The 14,411-nt window shown below is 65.3% G+C and carries 14 protein-coding genes; 4 read left to right on the top strand and 10 right to left on the bottom strand.

Annotated features, from left to right (window positions below; all coding sequences use genetic code 11):
• From RI841_RS07825 to ampD, 3 genes are all read right to left on the bottom strand, one after another.
• The coding region (locus RI841_RS07825; protein ID WP_310705038.1) for a biotin/lipoyl-containing protein at positions 1-1,010 on the bottom strand (1,010 nt) is incomplete at its 3' end.
• 75 nt (positions 1,011-1,085) lie between these two features.
• Positions 1,086-3,758 (bottom strand): pyruvate dehydrogenase (acetyl-transferring), homodimeric type, encoded by a 2,673-nt coding sequence (aceE, locus tag RI841_RS07820; RefSeq protein ID WP_310705037.1) that lies wholly within the window; start codon positions 3,756-3,758, stop codon positions 1,086-1,088.
• Between the two features lie 339 nt (positions 3,759-4,097).
• A complete protein-coding gene (ampD, locus tag RI841_RS07815) occupies positions 4,098-4,661 on the bottom strand; it encodes a 1,6-anhydro-N-acetylmuramyl-L-alanine amidase AmpD (RefSeq protein ID WP_310705036.1) in 564 nt (187 codons plus the stop codon).
• A 76-nt stretch (positions 4,662-4,737) separates the two neighbouring features.
• Between ampD and nadC the strand changes: the two genes are divergently transcribed.
• Positions 4,738-5,589 carry a carboxylating nicotinate-nucleotide diphosphorylase gene (nadC, locus tag RI841_RS07810; protein WP_310705035.1) on the top strand — a complete coding sequence of 284 codons (852 nt, stop codon included), beginning with the start codon at positions 4,738-4,740 and terminating at the stop codon, positions 5,587-5,589.
• An 8-nt stretch (positions 5,590-5,597) separates the two neighbouring features.
• Here the strand turns inward: nadC and RI841_RS07805 are convergent, their stop codons facing one another.
• Entirely contained in the window at positions 5,598-6,149 is a 552-nt protein-coding gene (locus RI841_RS07805; protein ID WP_310705034.1) for a GNAT family N-acetyltransferase, read from the bottom strand.
• A gap of 93 nt (positions 6,150-6,242) precedes the next feature.
• Between RI841_RS07805 and tsaA the strand changes: the two genes are divergently transcribed.
• Entirely contained in the window at positions 6,243-6,971 is a 729-nt protein-coding gene (gene tsaA, locus RI841_RS07800) for a tRNA (N6-threonylcarbamoyladenosine(37)-N6)-methyltransferase TrmO (protein ID WP_310705033.1), read from the top strand.
• A gap of 246 nt (positions 6,972-7,217) precedes the next feature.
• On the opposite strand, the gene purC is transcribed toward tsaA, so the two are convergent.
• The 4 genes from purC to dapA are packed head-to-tail and all read right to left on the bottom strand — an operon-like array spanning position 7,218 to position 10,667.
• Entirely contained in the window at positions 7,218-7,931 is a 714-nt protein-coding gene (gene purC / locus RI841_RS07795) for a phosphoribosylaminoimidazolesuccinocarboxamide synthase (protein WP_310705032.1), read from the bottom strand.
• A 40-nt stretch (positions 7,932-7,971) separates the two neighbouring features.
• Positions 7,972-8,766, bottom strand: a complete 795-nt coding sequence (locus RI841_RS07790) for an MBL fold metallo-hydrolase (protein ID WP_310705031.1) — start codon at positions 8,764-8,766, stop codon at positions 7,972-7,974.
• The gene (locus tag RI841_RS07785; RefSeq protein ID WP_310705030.1) at positions 8,766-9,734 is read right to left on the bottom strand and encodes a lipoprotein, NlpB; all 969 of its coding nucleotides are present in this window, start codon (positions 9,732-9,734) and stop codon (positions 8,766-8,768) included. Before RI841_RS07785 ends, RI841_RS07790 begins: the two co-directional genes overlap by 1 nt.
• A 48-nt stretch (positions 9,735-9,782) precedes the next feature.
• Positions 9,783-10,667, bottom strand: a complete 885-nt coding sequence (gene dapA, locus RI841_RS07780) for a 4-hydroxy-tetrahydrodipicolinate synthase (RefSeq protein WP_310705028.1) — start codon at positions 10,665-10,667, stop codon at positions 9,783-9,785.
• Positions 10,668-10,856: 189 nt separating this feature from the next.
• Here dapA and RI841_RS07775 point away from each other — a divergent pair, with 189 nt between their 5' ends.
• Entirely contained in the window at positions 10,857-11,330 is a 474-nt protein-coding gene (locus RI841_RS07775) for a peroxiredoxin (protein ID WP_310705027.1), read from the top strand.
• 47 nt (positions 11,331-11,377) lie between these two features.
• Here RI841_RS07775 and RI841_RS07770 read toward each other — a convergent pair whose 3' ends face one another.
• Complete coding sequence (locus RI841_RS07770) at positions 11,378-12,478, bottom strand: AI-2E family transporter (RefSeq protein ID WP_310705026.1); 1,101 nt, start codon at positions 12,476-12,478, stop codon at positions 11,378-11,380.
• Positions 12,475-12,723, bottom strand: a complete 249-nt coding sequence (locus RI841_RS07765) for a sulfurtransferase TusA family protein (RefSeq protein WP_310705025.1) — start codon at positions 12,721-12,723, stop codon at positions 12,475-12,477. Before RI841_RS07765 ends, RI841_RS07770 begins: the two co-directional genes overlap by 4 nt.
• Before the next feature lie 143 nt (positions 12,724-12,866).
• Here RI841_RS07765 and RI841_RS07760 point away from each other — a divergent pair, with 143 nt between their 5' ends.
• Positions 12,867-14,372 carry a M48 family metalloprotease gene (locus RI841_RS07760; RefSeq protein WP_310705024.1) on the top strand — a complete coding sequence of 502 codons (1,506 nt, stop codon included), beginning with the start codon at positions 12,867-12,869 and terminating at the stop codon, positions 14,370-14,372.
• The last annotated feature ends 39 nt before the right edge of the window (positions 14,373-14,411 follow it).

Genomic DNA, 14,411 nt, shown 5'->3' with positions numbered 1-14,411 from the left:
CCGGTGTAGGGGGATTCTTCGGCCTGAGTTTCGGCCTTCTGCTCGGGCTGCTTCGCCGCCGGCTGGGCGGCGGGCTTGCTGCCTGCCACCTCGACATAGCCGATAAGGTCACCCTCGGAGACGGTATCGCCCTCCTTGACGGTCAGCTCGACCAGCTTGCCCTTGTAGGGGCTGGGCACGTCCATGGAGGCCTTGTCGGACTCCAGGGTAATCAGGGGATCTTCTTCATCGAGATCGTCGCCAGCGCTGGCGACGATCTCGATGACCGGCACATCGGAGGAGCCGGAGAGGTCCGGGACGCGGACCTCCTTGCGCTCGGGCTCGCCGCTGGCGGCACCCTGCGCCTCGGCCGGAGCCTCGTCCTGCGCGTCACTGGCCGCCGGTGTGGGCGCCGACTCGGCGGGCTCGCCGTCGCCGCCGCCCTCGCCCTCGACTTCCATGGTGCCGATGACGTCACCCTCGGAGACGGTATCGCCCTCCTTGACGGTGAGCGTAACCAGCGTGCCGGCCTGGGGGCTCGGCACGTCCATGGAGGCCTTGTCGGACTCCAGCGTGATCAGGGTGTCTTCCGCGTCGACCTGGTCGCCGGCAGCCACCGCCACCTCGATGATCTCCACGTCGGCGGAGCCGCCGAGGTCGGGGACCTTGACATCGACGGTCTGTTTGCCACCGCTCCCGCTCTTGGCCGCGGGCTTCTCCGGCGCGGACTCGGAGGCCTTCTCCGGCTCGGGGGCCTTCTCGGGCTCGGGAGCCTGCTCGGCCTCGCCACCACCCTCGGCCTCGATCTCGACGATGTCGTCGCCCTCGGAGACAGTGTCGCCCTCCTTGACCAGCACTTTCAGCACCTTGCCACCCTTCGGCGCCGGCACATCCATGCTGGCCTTGTCGGACTCCAGCGTGATCAGGGTGTCCTCGGGGTCGATGACATCGCCCTCGGCCACCGCAATCTCGATGATTTCCACATCGGTATCGCCACCGATGTCCGGAACTTTGATGATTTCGCTACTCAAGGTCGCGCTCCTTCAAACTCTTGACGGGGGCGGGCCGTCCGGCCCGCCATGCCACCGGATCAGTCGGTCGGCGCCTCACACCTCAAGCGGGTTGGGCTTGGCCGGGTCGATGTCGTATTTCTTGAGCGCTTCGCCGACCACCTTGCGATCCAGCTCACCACGGTCGGCCAGCGCCTTGAGCGCGGCCACGGTCACGTAGCGGCGGTCGACCTCGAAGAAGGCGCGCAGCTTCTCACGGGTATCGGAGCGACCGAAACCGTCGGTCCCCAGTACATGGTAGTCGGTCGGCACCCAGGCGCGGACCTGGTCGGCGAACAATTTCATGTAGTCGGTGGAGGCGATCGCCGGCCCCTGGCGACCTTCCAGACAGGTGGTCACATGGGGCTTGCCCGGCTCGGCCTCGGGATTGATGAAAGCCTGGCGATCGATCTCCAGGGCCTCGCGACGCAGCTCGTTGAAGCTGGTCACGCTCCAGATGTCGGCGCCCACACCCCACTCCTCAGTGAGCATCTCGGCGGCGGCCTCGACCTCGCGCAGGATCGTGCCGGAGCCCAGCAGCTGCACGCGGCCCTTGTCACCCTGCGTCTCGCGCAGCAGGTACATGCCCTTGATGATGTCATCGGCGGGCACCTCGTCGAGGGCCGGATGCTCGTAATTCTCGTTCATCACCGTCAGGTAGTAGAAGCAGTTCTCCTTGTCGGTGAACATGCGCTTCAGGCCGTCCTGGACGATCACCGCCACCTCGTGGGCATAGGTCGGATCGTAGCTGCGGCAGTTGGGAATCATCGAGGCCTGCAAGTGGCTATGGCCATCCTGGTGTTGCAGACCCTCGCCGTTGAGGGTGGTGCGCCCGGCCGTGCCACCGACCAGGAAGCCACGGGCCTGCATGTCCCCGGCCGCCCAGGCCAGGTCGCCGATACGCTGGAAGCCGAACATCGAGTAGTAGACATAGAACGGCAGCAGCGTGGTGGCGTTGTTCGAGTAGGAGGTCGCGGCGGCGATCCACGCCGACATGGCGCCGGCCTCCGTGATGCCCTCCTCGAGGATCTGACCCTTCTGATCCTCGCGGTAGAACATGATCTGTCCCTTGTCCACCGGCTCGTACTTCTGCCCCTCGGAGGTATAGATGCCGAGCTGGCGGAACATGCCCTCCATGCCAAAGGTCCGTGCCTCGTCGGGAATGATCGGCACCACGCGATCGCCGATCTTCTTGTCCTTGACCAAGCCATTGAGGATGCGCACGAAGGCCATGGTGGTGGAGACCTCGCGCCCCTTGGAGCCGCCGGTCTGCGACGCGAAGGTCTTGTCCTCGAGCGCCGGAATCGGAAGCGCCTCGAAGTCATGACGGCGAGCCGGCAGGTAGCCGCCCAGGCGCTCCCGCTGAAGATGCATGTACTTCAGCTCCGGGGAGCCATCCTCGGGCTTGTAGTAGGGCACTTCCTTGAGCTGCTCGTCGGAAAGCGGGATGCCGAAGCGATCGCGGAAGCGTCTGAGCGCCTCGTACTCCATGGTCTTGACCTGGTGAGCCTCGTTGGCGGCCTCACCGTCACCGCCACCCATGCCGTAACCCTTGACGGTATGCGCCAGGATGACGGTGGGACGGCCGTTGGCGTTCTGGGTCGCCTCATGGTAGGCCGCATACACCTTGAAGGGGTCATGGCCGCCACGGTTGAGCTTCCACACGTCCTCGTCGGACATGTCCTTGACCATCTCGGCCGTCTCCGGGTACTTGCCGAAGAAATGCTCCTTGGTATAGGCACCGCCGTTGGCCTTGTAGTTCTGGTAGTCGCCGTCAACCGCCTCGTCCATGCGCTTCTGCAGGATGCCCTTCTTGTCTTTCTCGAAGAGCGGGTCCCAGAGGCGGCCCCAGACGACCTTGAGGACGTTCCAGCCGGCGCCGCGGAACACGCCCTCGAGCTCGTCCATGATCCGCGAGTTGCCACGCACCGGGCCGTCAAGACGCTGCAGGTTGCAGTTGACGACGAAGATCAGGTTGTCGAGCTTCTCGCGACTGGCCAGGTGGATGGCCCCCAGGGATTCCGGCTCATCGCACTCGCCGTCGCCCATGAAGCACCAGATCTTGCGATCGTGCATGTCCTTGAGCTCACGGGAATCCAGGTACTTCATCACGTGGGCCTGGTAGATGGCCTGGATGGGACCGAGGCCCATGGACACCGTGGGGAACTGCCAGAAATCAGGCATCAGCCAGGGGTGCGGGTAGGACGAGAGACCGTCGCCATCCACCTCCTGGCGATACTTGTCCATCTGGTCCTCGGTCAGGCGCCCTTCCAGGTAGGCACGCGCATAGACGCCCGGCGCCACATGGCCCTGGATGTACACCAGATCGCCCTCGAAGTCGCCGTTCGGGGCGCGGAAGAAGTGGTTGAAGCCCACGTCATAGAGAGTCGCCGCCGACATGAAGCTGGCGATATGACCACCCAGCCCCGGGTTCGCGCGGTTGTTGCGGATCACCTGGGCAATGGCGTTGTAGCGAATCAGCGAGCGGATGCGACGCTCCATGAACAGATCGCCCGGCATCGGCGCCTCGCGATGCACCGAAATGGTGTTGCGATGCGGGGTGGTCACCGAGAAGGGCACCTGCATACCATCGCGACGCACCCGGTCGGCCAGGCGCGTCATCAGATACCGGGCACGATCCTCGCCCTCGCGATCCAGGACCGACTCCAGGGAATCCAGCCATTCCGTGGTTTCGACCGGATCGAGATCCTCTCTTGTTTCCAGACTCATAGATGTCTCTCCGAATGACGATGGGGACTACAGCCCCGCAGAGGGGCGAGTGGCGCTCATGTTCGTAGGGGCAGGCCAAACGCATCAGGCCTGTAGTTGTTTTACAAGGCGGTGTGTGTTGTGCCGCTGCCGTTGGCGCGAAGATACCGTAAACGCCGGGCCCTGCCAATTCAAGATAAAATGGAAACAGTTTTCACATACGCTACATTGCACCGCAACACAGGGGATTAGGTGCACACGGCTCCTCGAAACCCTCTCGTCTCAGATAGTTGTAATTAAACTACCGTATGAAGCAAGCGTGCCATCCAGGCTTAGTCGATTTAGCCTTGTTTTGTGTCTTCAGAAACGTATTCTTTCCACTTCCTGGCGAAAGTAGGCCCAGTCGAAGGCGGGCCCGGGGTCGCTCTTGCGCAGCGGCGCCACCCGGGCATGGCTGGTGATGCGCGTCTCGTCGAGATCCGGATAGGCCGCCAGCAGGGCAAGGGTGACAGCCGCGAGAGCCCGGTACTGGGCGCTGGTGTAGGGGCTGACCTCGTCTCCCTCCAGCTCGATGCCCAGGGCGAAGTCATTCAGCGCCCGTCGCTCCTGCCCATCATCCCGCCATCTCGAGCGGCCGGCATGCCAGGCCCGAGCCTGAAAGGGCACGAACTGCACGCACTCGCCGTCGCGCCGGATCAGCAGGTGGGCTGAGACGCGCAGGCCGGCAATGGCCGCGAAGAAGGGGTGGGCCTGGGGGTCGAGCCGGTTGGTGAACAGCTGCTCGATATGCTCGCCCCCGAATGCGCCGGGCGGCAGGCTGATCGAGTGCAGCAGCAATAGCGAGACTTCCCCAGCGGGGCGTGCGTCCTGGTTGGGTGAGGGAAGCCGCCGGGCTTCTCGTAGCCAGCCGTCGTCGATGCGCATGGTATTTCCCTGACGTCGATGCATGGGTTTCCCTATAATGATCATCTCAAGCTCCCCCGCACAGAGTGGACCCGCCATGCATTACCAGGACGCCCTTGCCGAAGATATCCGTGACAGTGCCGCCCGGCTGCTGGCCGAGGACGTCGGCCCCGGCGACATCACCGCCCAACTGGTGCCCGAGAAACAGATGGCCCGAGCCCGGGTGATCACCCGAGAGACGGCGGTGCTATGCGGCGTGGCCTGGGTCGACGAGCTGTTCCGCCGTCTCGATACCCGGGTCGCCCTGCACTGGCAGGCCGCCGATGGTGACCGTCTCGAGCCCGGCCAGCCGCTCCTCGATCTGGAGGGCCCCGCGCGTAGCCTGCTCACTGGGGAACGTGCCGCGCTCAACCTGTTGCAGACCCTCTCCGCCACGGCCACCCGCACCCGCCACTATGTGGACTTGCTCGAGGGAACCGGGGTCCGCATGCTCGACACCCGCAAGACCCTGCCCGGGCTGAGGCTCGCCCAGAAGTACGCAGTGACCTGCGGCGGTGGACACAACCACCGCATCGGCCTTTACGATGCCTTCCTGATCAAGGAGAACCACATCGCGGCCTGCGGCGGCATCGCGGTCGCCGTCGACGAGGCAAGGCGCATCGCCCGCGACCTGCCGGTGGAGGTGGAAGTGGAGACCTTCGATGAGTTGGACCTGGCACTCACCGCCGGAGCCGATATCATCATGCTCGACAACTTCAGCCTCGACGACATGCGCGAGGCAGTGCGCCGCAACGCCGGGCGTGCCACCCTGGAGGCCTCGGGCAACGTCGATGAGCAAACCCTGCGCGCCATCGCCGAGACCGGCGTGGACTGCATCTCCAGCGGCGCCTTGACCAAGGATGTCGGAGCCATCGACCTGTCGATGCGTATCGTCGAGCAGGAGATCTGAACGGCCCCTCAGGTCTCGACCGCGAACAGCCGCTTCTCGAGCCGTTGGCGATAGATCTGCTCGCCGCCGCGCTCGACCCAGTCGTCACCCAGTCGCTGCCAGCCGCGATGCACGAGACCATCCTCTAGTATGGCACTGGCTTCGATGACGACCCGGGTCACGCCCTGCTCCAGGAGCAGGCGCTCCGCATGCACCAGCAGGGTCGAGCCGATTCCGCGCCGACCCAGCGACGGCCAGACATAGAGGGTCTCGATCCGGCCCCGAAGGATATCCAGCTCCAGGAACCCTACACAACGACCCTCGCAGTCGGCGACGAGGGTCGTGTGGAGGGCCTGGCGCGCCGCCCAGGCATTTGCATCCCGCGGCAGGGCCATCGCCCAGGCCTCCCGCTCGGCCAGGGAATAGTGCCCCGCTGCCGCCTGCATCACGGCATGATGGAAGACCTCGGCCTGATCGGCGGCGTCGCGGGATCGGGCCGCGCGATAGACGATTCTCGCTCCACGGCAGCGCCTGGACGGCACGGCCGGCTCGGCGTCGGTATCGATATCGGCATGACGCATATGAGACCTTCCTATGATGAGAATCGACCCAGCAGACTACCCAAGCCACGACGCCGGGCCAAGCCCTGCGGGTGGACACTGTCAGGATATGCCATGAACGACCACCCCGCCCCACCCAAGGCTTTCCACCTGACGCCCATCGGCATCATCGAGGGTGACTACCCAGACAAGTTCGGTATCCCGCGCCAGCCGGGACTGGCGAGCGCGGCCCGGGCGAGCCTGGTGCTGCTGCCGCCCTTCGATGATCCGCTGACGGTGAGAGGCCTCGACGCCTTCAGCCACCTCTGGCTGACCTTCGTCTTCCACCAGAGCCCCGAGCGCTGGACGCCACTGGTGCGCCCGCCGCGCCTGGGCGGCAATGCCAAGGTGGGGGTCTTCGCCAGCCGCAGCACCCATCGGCCCAACCGCCTGGGTCTGTCGCTGGTGGAACTGGTCGACATCGACACCACCTGCGGCGTATGCCTGCAGCTTCGCGGCGCCGATCTCGTTGACGGCACCCCAATTCTCGACATCAAGCCCTATCTGCCCTGGGCAGAAGCCTGCCCTGACGCCCGTGCCGGCTTCGCGCCCGAGGCGCCGCCAACCCTGGCGGTTACGCTCTCCCCTGCCGCCGAGGCGATGCTGGCGCGCCGGGACGACGGCGACAGCCTGCGCGCGCTGATTTGCCAGGTGCTCGCTCAGGATCCCCGCCCGGCCTATCACTGCGGTGCCGAGGAGCGGCGTTACGGCGTGCGCCTGCGCGACGTGGACGTGCGCTTCCACGCCCGCACCGACGCCACGGGCGAGACGCGCCTGGAGGTCGTCGAGATCGTGGCGATGTAGACCGAGGACACAATATGACGACGCCCTCCGTAGAGGGCCTCATCGAATACCGTATCGATCATTTCCATCTTGGCATCGATCAGGCTCGCCTGAATAACCCAAATGGCAAGAAGATGTGCTGGTTCATGTCGCGAGCGATGAGAGGCTGGCCGCCGGCGGTCAGGATCGCTAGGCTCGTTCCCGACGAGCCAACGCACTTCCCACTTCCCTGTGGGTCGTCGAGCACAGCAATGAATCAGTGCGTCTTCAAGAGAAGTCGATGCCGATCCGCTTGCCCACCTCCTCGTAGGCTTCAATCACGCCGCCCAGTCCCTGGCGAAAGCGGTCCTTGTCGAGCTTCTCACGGGTCTTGGCGTCCCAAAGGCGACAGCCGTCCGGGGAGAACTCGTCGCCCAGCACGATCCCACCCTTGAACAGGCCGAACTCCAGCTTGTAGTCGACCAACAGCAGGCCGCCCTCGGCGAAGAGGTGCTTGAGCACCTCGTTGACCCGATAAGTGAGCGTCTTCATCTCGGCCAGCTGTTCGGGAGTCGCCCAGCCAAAAGTCTCGGCCAGCGACTCGTTGATCATAGGGTCATGGAGGGCATCGTTCTTGAGAAATAGCTCGAAGGTGGGCGGATCAAGCGCTTGCCCCTCCTCCACACCGAGGCGCTTGACCAGGCCGCCGGCGGCGATATTGCGCACCACGCACTCCACCGGGATCATCTCGAGGTTCTTGACCAGGCTCTCGGTGTCGGAGAGACGCTTCTCGAAGTGGGTCGGCACACCCGCCTCGGCCAACTTCTCCATGATGAAGGCATTGAAGCGGTTGTTGACCATGCCCTTGCGGGCCAGTGACTCCATGCGCTCGCCGTCGAAGGCGCTGGTGTCATCGCGGAATGTCAGGATCAGGCGATCGGGGTCATCGGTGGCATGGACCGACTTGGCCTTGCCGGCATAGAGTTCTTGACGCTTTTCCATGGGAGCCTCCAGAGGCGCGGATACGAGTCAGAATGGTCGTTCAGCCGAGGGTCTGCCACGTCAGGCCGTCGTCCTGGGCGGCAACTCTCAGCCGAGATTCATCGCCGTCGAGCAGCGGCACCAGGGCCTCCAGGGCCAGCTCGGGGCGGTTGTTGTGTTCGGAGAGGTGGGAGCAGACGATGCGCTGCAGGCGATCGAGCCCGAGCCGCTGCAGCAGCCAGGTCGCCTGGCCATTGGCCAGGTGCCCCCAGTCGCCCCCGACCCGACGCTTCAGGCGTGCCGGATAGGGGCCCTCGGCGAGCATACGCGGATCATGGTTGCACTCCAGCACCAGGCCGTCGCAGCCGGCGAAGGCCTCGACCACATGCGCGCTGGGATGTCCCAGATCGGTGAGCAGGCCAAGGCGTTGCTCGCCGGCAGCAATGCGAAACTGCACCGGCTCTCGGGCGTCGTGGGGCACGGTCACGGGGTCGATAGTCACCCCCTTGACCGAGAAGCGGGCCTGGGGGGTGATCCAGTAGCGGCGAGGCAGCTCGCCGAGCCGTCCCGAGAGCCAGGTGCCCGGCGTCAGGTAGACCGGCATCCCGTGGCGGCGGGCCAGGGGGCCGATGCCCCGCACATGGTCTCCATGCTCGTGGGTCACCAGCAGGGCATCGAGCTGACGAGGATGCAGCCCCAGGCGAGCCAGGCGGCGCTCGGTCTCGCGCAGGGTAAAGCCGCAATCGACCAGCAGGTGCGTCTCACCGTCGCTGACCAGGGTAGCGTTGCCCTTGCTGCCGCTGCCCAAGGAGGCGAAGGAGAGGCGCCCGCGCCCACCCGCCACTATCTTGCTCATCAGCGCAGCAGGCCCGCCACTCGCTCGAGCAGCTCGCGCTGGTCCTCGGGATGAAAATCCCGCTCGCTGGCATTCACAGCTCTCAGTAGGGTCTGTTCAGGACCACGAGTCTCCAGCACCAGGCGAATCTGCTGGGACATCTGACGTACGTCGGGACTGAAGGCCACCTCCAGCGGATTGCGGTTGCGCTCGGACTCTGTCATATAGCTGATCAGGAAGTCATGAGCGCGGGGGTCGCGCTCGAGCAGCTCGCGCCGCTCCTCCAGGGTGAAGACCTGTTCGAGCTGATAACTGAGCTCGGCCCAGGTACGGTTAATGTCGAGGGGAATCTGTACAAGCCACTCCTCACCCCGCTGCTCGAGGCGCAGGCCCGGTTCGCTGGCCGGCCGCTGGGCGGCCAGCGAAGCGGCACTCGACGACAGGCTACGTGCCTCGAAGTGCCGTTCCAGCGCCGTCAGACAGTCCGCCTGGGTGGCTCTGCCCTGCTCGCAGTGAATCTCGCTGTCACCGCTGCGCAGCGCCGGGCGAACGCTGAGCGTGGCCTGGTCGGTTTCCAGGATGCCACGACGGGAGTCACTGTTGGTGACGGTCAGACCACGACGGCGTGCGAAACGCTCGAGCTCTGTCCAGGCCGCACCCGGTTCGACTCCCACCACCAGCCAGTTCTCGTCGCCGATCGCACGACGCTCGACATAGCCCCGCTCCCTGGCGCGCCCGGGCGAAAGGGCTTGGGGGAGCGGTGCCTCCACGACGCCATTCTCGGCAGACCGCGTGCCGCCCACCTCGGGAACAGGCATGGCATCCCGATAGCGATCGACATTGCGGCTATCCGGCAGCACCAAGGGCGCACTCTCCTCGGCCTCGCCGTAGTCAAGGTTGCGATCGTGATAGAAGCCATCACGGCCACAGCCAGCCGTGGCCAGGGCGATGACCGCCACCAGCGGCATCCATTTCAGCGCAGAGTTCATGCGTCCACCTTGCCTAGTGTTGTGCAGGGTACCGGTGCCGGGCACCGCTCAGTCGTCAATCAGGCCCGCCAGCTGTAGAGCCTCGCTGACGGTGGAATGATACTTCTCGGAGAGCCAGGTCAGCGGCAGCCGGATGCCGGGCTCGATGTGGCCCATGCGGTACAGGGCCCACTTGACCGGAATCGGGTTGGACTCGATACCCAGGTTCGTGTGCAGCGGCATCAGGCGAGTGTTGATCTGATGGGCCCTGTCGGAATCCCCGGCCACGGCTGCACTGCAGAGTTCGTACATGGCCCGCGGCGCTACGTTGGCCGTCACCGAGATGTCGCCATGGCCGCCCATCAACATGAAGTCACAGGCGGTGGCATCATCCCCGGAGTAGAGCATGAAGCCGCTGCCCTTGAGGCGCGCGATCAGGTCCTCGGCACGCTCCAGGTTGCCGGTGGCATCCTTGAGCCCGATGATCTTGTCGACCTCTGCCAGGCGCAGCACGGTCTCGTTGTAGATGTCCGAGCAGGTGCGCCCCGGCACGTTGTAGAGGATCACCGGCAGGTCACTGCTCTCGGCGATGGCCTTGAAGTGCCGATAGAGCCCTTCCTGGGTAGGCTTGTTGTAGTAGGGCGCCACCGTCAGGCAGCAGTCCGCCCCGACCTCGCTGGCATAGCGGACCAGCTCCACCGCTTCGGAGGTATTGTTGGAGCCGGTGCCGGCGATGACCGGAATGCGCCCGTTCACCTCCTCCACCACGGTGCGGATGACATCGAAATGCTCGGCGAACGACATGGTGGTCGGCTCGCCGGTGGTGCCGGCCGCCACGATCGCATCAGTGCCATTGTCGAGATGAAAGTGCACCAGGCGGCGCAGGGCATCCCAATCGATATCGCCATTGATCTTCATCGGCGTCGCCAGCGCGACGATACTGCCAGTGATCATCCTCTCCATTCCTCTCGATTCGCCTGCATTCGCGGTCTCGGGGACCTCGACAACGCCCCGGGACCCGCCCGGTGCCAAGGGCCAAATGGTACTCAGGCCTCGGGAGCCTGTACAGCCGCGACTTTACAGTTCGTCAGCGCTTGCGTGTAATCAGGCCTTCTACCTTCCATTCATCATAGGAGCACGACCTTGAGCATTAGCCCCGGCGAGTCCGTTCCCGACTTCACCGCCACTGCCACCGGCGACACCACCGTCACTCTTTCCGAGCTGAAGGGGAAGCAAGTGGTGGTCTACTTCTACCCCAAGGCCAGCACCCCCGGGTGCACCACCGAGGGCGGCGACTTCCGCGATCGCAAGGAGGCCTTCGACGCCGCCAACACCATCATCCTCGGCGTCTCCCGGGACGGCATCCGTGCCCAGGAGAACTTCAAGGCCAAACAGGGTTTCAACTTCGCGCTGATCTCCGACAAGGATGAGACGCTCTGCCATCTGTTCGACGTCATCAAGCTGAAGAAGCTCTACGGCAAGGAGCACCTGGGGATCGAGCGCAGCACCTTTCTGATCGATACCGACGGCAAGCTGGCCCGCGAGTGGCGCGGCGTCAAGGTAAAGGGCCATGCCCAGGAAGTACTGGAGGCTGCCCAGGCCCTGAACGCCGGTTGAAAACACTTTCTCCCTCCGCGCGGACGAGCATCCGTGCCCCGGGACGCTCACGACTTGGTGGGCGTCTCGGCCGACTCCTGCAAGTGGCGCTGCTTGATGCCTCGCGGCCAGGCATACACCAGTGCCTTGAGCAGGGTCGCCAGGGGAATGGCGAAGAAGACCCCCCAGAAACCCCAGATCCCGCCGAAGAAGAGGATCGCCAGAATGATCGATACTGGATGGATATTGACCGCCTCGGAGAACAGTATCGGCGACAGGACGTTGCCGTCCAGGGCCTGCAGCACCCCATAGGCGACCAGCACATAGAGAAACTCGTCCGTCAGACCGAAGTGGAAGCCGGCAACCGCCGCCACCGGCAGGGTGGTCACCGCCGCCCCGATATAGGGCACCAGCACCGACAGGCCCACCACCACCGACAGCAGTGCCGTGTAAGGGAGCCCGAAGTAGGTGAAGGTGAAGAAGGCCACGGAACCGACGATGATGATCTCGATGAACTTGCCGCGCACATAGTTGGCGATCTGGTCGTCCATTTCCTCCCAGATACGGGTCATCAACTCGCGCCGCTGAGGCAACAGCGATGTGGTGAAGCCCACCAGGCGATCGCGGTCCTTGAGCATGAAGAATACCAGGATCGGCACCAGAATCAGGTAGACGATCAGGGTCAGGACGTTGCCCAGTGAGGCCAGCGACAGGGTCAGGGCGCGCTGGCCGAGCTGCGTTACCTCCCGGCCGGCCACGTCGATCCAGTTCTGCATCTGGTCGGGGGTGACCAGGTTGGGATAGCGTGTCTGTAGGTCATCCAGCAAGCGCTGGCCGCTGGCAAACATGCGCGGCGCCTCCTGGACCAGCCCCACCAGCTGGTTCCAGATCAGCGGCATGAGGATGAAGGCCAGTGCCAGCAACACCCCGATGAAGGCGAGGAACACCACGAACACTGCCAGAAGACGCGGTATCCTGCGTCGCTCCAGCCAGCTCATCGGCCCCTGAAGGAGGAAGGCGACCACCAGGGCGATGAGGAAGGGTGCCAGCATGCGTCCGAACAGAATCACCGCGGTGAAGCCCAGCACCAGCACCACCAGCAGGATCACCGCCTCCTCGTCCGAGAAGTAGTGCTCGATCCAGCTTCTGAAGACCGACCTCAGGGTCATGGAGCCGACTCCCCACCCTTGCGGATCCAGTAGTGGTAGACATCGCCACGTTCTTCCCTGTCCGGCATCTCGTGTACGCTCTGGGCCACGAAGGTCTCGAAGTCGCGCCAGGAGCCCGCATCGGTGGCCATTACCTCCAGCAGCTGGCCGGGCGCAAGGCGCGCCAGCGCCTGCTTGGCCTTGAGCAGCGGCAAGGGGCAGGGAAGACCGCGGGCATCGAGCAGGTTATCGGGTTGCAGCGCCATGGTGTCTCCCGGAAAAATGCGATGGAGCGTGACGACCCTGGGCCAGCACGCAAGTCCCTGCGATTTAAAGGCACTTTGCAGGCCGAATCAATGTCACAACGGGGTGCCTGCCACTACTGGCGCTTCACTTGACGAGGACAGCCATGCTGCGTCGAACCGGAACCTGCTTGACCGCCTGCGCCCTGAGCCTGGTGCTTGCCCTGCCTACCCAGGCCCAGCCCCCCGGTCGCTATGAGGCACCCAGCCTGACCCGAAGCTCCCCGGTCGCGGCCGGGGGCGACTACGGGCTGCCCAGCCTGACCCGCCAAGGCAGCCAGGCGATCAGCGGCGAGGAGTTCCGCCTGGGCCGCGCCTGGCTGCGCCAGTTCCGTGCCCGCGCCCCCGAATGGCAGGATCCCATCACCCAGGACTACGTGGAGTCGCTGGTAGCCCGCCTGCTGCCCCACAGCGGCCTGGGAGAAGCTCGCACCGCCGTCACCCTGGTGGAGAGTCGCCTGCTCAACGCCTTCGCCGTACCTGGCGGCGTAATCGGCGTCAACGCCGGGCTGTTCGCCTTCGCCGAACACGAGGCCGAGCTGGCCTCGGTGATCGCCCACGAACTCGGCCACCTCGCCCAGCGCCACTATGCCCGCGGCAAGACCCGCGCCGAGCAGACCCAGATCCCGGCGATGGCCGCCATGCTCGCCGGCATGCTGATTGCCGCCGGTGGCGGCGGCGATGCCGGCATCGCCGCCGCCATGGGCTCGCAGGCGGCCTTCATCCAGGACCAACTGAGCTACTCCCGACGCTTCGAGCAGGAGGCCGACCGCGTGGGCCTGCAGGCCATGGCTGATGCCGGCTATGAACCAAGCGCCATGGCGGCGATGTTCCACGCCATGCAGCGCAGGGTGAGCCTGCAGGGGGGCAATCCCCCGGAGTTCCTGCTCACCCATCCGGTGACCGAGTCGCGCATCAGCGATGTCCAGGCCCGCGCCGACCAGTTCGCCGTGACGGCCCCGCGTGACGGGGACCTCCACTATCAGCTGGTGAGGGCACGGGCGCTGCTGACGATCCACGATCGCGATCCACAGCAAGCCAGCACTCGCCTGGCCCAGGACCAGGCCCCGGAGACGGCCCGACGCTACCTGGCTGCGCTGATCGATGCCCGGGCCGGGCGAACCGACCGGGCACTGGACGAGCTCGACGCCCTGGCCCGGTCACAGCCCGACCTGTCGATGCTGCCGGCCTCGGCGGCCCAGGCCGCCTTCGAGGCCGGACGTATCGACGAGGCCATCGCGCGCAGCCGTCGCCAGCTGCGATTGATGCCAGGTTACGCGCCGGCAAGCCGGCTGCTGGGCGAGGCGCTACTGCAGCGCGATCCCGACGAGGCGTATCGCGTACTGCGCGACCTGATCGACACCCGCCCCGAGGATCCCCAAGCGTTCGCCCTGCTCGCCGAGGCCGCCGGCCGCAGCGGCCGCGAGGCTTGGGGCCACCTGGCCCGTGCCGAGCAACTGCAGCTCACCGGTCGCATCGACCGCGCCATCCGCCAGCTCGAGGTAGCGAAGGACGTAGCCGAGCGCGAGAGCGACAACGCCGCCGCCAGCCGCATCGAGCAGCGTCGCGAAGACTTCATCGGCTATCGGGAGACGCTGGAGGAGTTTCAGTAGCCGTAAGCCGTAAGCCGTAAGCCGTAAGCCGTAAGCCGT

Source organism: Halomonas sp., from assembly GCF_031581305.1.
In the GTDB taxonomy this organism is placed as follows: domain Bacteria; phylum Pseudomonadota; class Gammaproteobacteria; order Pseudomonadales; family Halomonadaceae; genus Halomonas.
This window is presented reverse-complemented; position numbering and strand designations above follow the sequence as displayed.

Coding starts and splice junctions, on each gene's coding strand:
- purC (WP_310705032.1), bottom strand. CDS start 7,931: ATGGAAAAGCGTCAAGAACTCTATGCCGGCAAGGCCAAGTCGGTCCAT.
- RI841_RS07760 (WP_310705024.1), top strand. CDS start 12,867: ATGCTGCGTCGAACCGGAACCTGCTTGACCGCCTGCGCCCTGAGCCTG.
- tsaA (WP_310705033.1), top strand. CDS start 6,243: ATGAACGACCACCCCGCCCCACCCAAGGCTTTCCACCTGACGCCCATC.
- RI841_RS07785 (WP_310705030.1), bottom strand. CDS start 9,734: ATGAACTCTGCGCTGAAATGGATGCCGCTGGTGGCGGTCATCGCCCTG.
- RI841_RS07790 (WP_310705031.1), bottom strand. CDS start 8,766: ATGAGCAAGATAGTGGCGGGTGGGCGCGGGCGCCTCTCCTTCGCCTCC.
- RI841_RS07805 (WP_310705034.1), bottom strand. CDS start 6,149: ATGCGTCATGCCGATATCGATACCGACGCCGAGCCGGCCGTGCCGTCC.
- aceE (WP_310705037.1), bottom strand. CDS start 3,758: ATGAGTCTGGAAACAAGAGAGGATCTCGATCCGGTCGAAACCACGGAA.
- RI841_RS07770 (WP_310705026.1), bottom strand. CDS start 12,478: ATGACCCTGAGGTCGGTCTTCAGAAGCTGGATCGAGCACTACTTCTCG.
- RI841_RS07765 (WP_310705025.1), bottom strand. CDS start 12,723: ATGGCGCTGCAACCCGATAACCTGCTCGATGCCCGCGGTCTTCCCTGC.
- dapA (WP_310705028.1), bottom strand. CDS start 10,667: ATGATCACTGGCAGTATCGTCGCGCTGGCGACGCCGATGAAGATCAAT.
- nadC (WP_310705035.1), top strand. CDS start 4,738: ATGCATTACCAGGACGCCCTTGCCGAAGATATCCGTGACAGTGCCGCC.
- ampD (WP_310705036.1), bottom strand. CDS start 4,661: ATGCGCATCGACGACGGCTGGCTACGAGAAGCCCGGCGGCTTCCCTCA.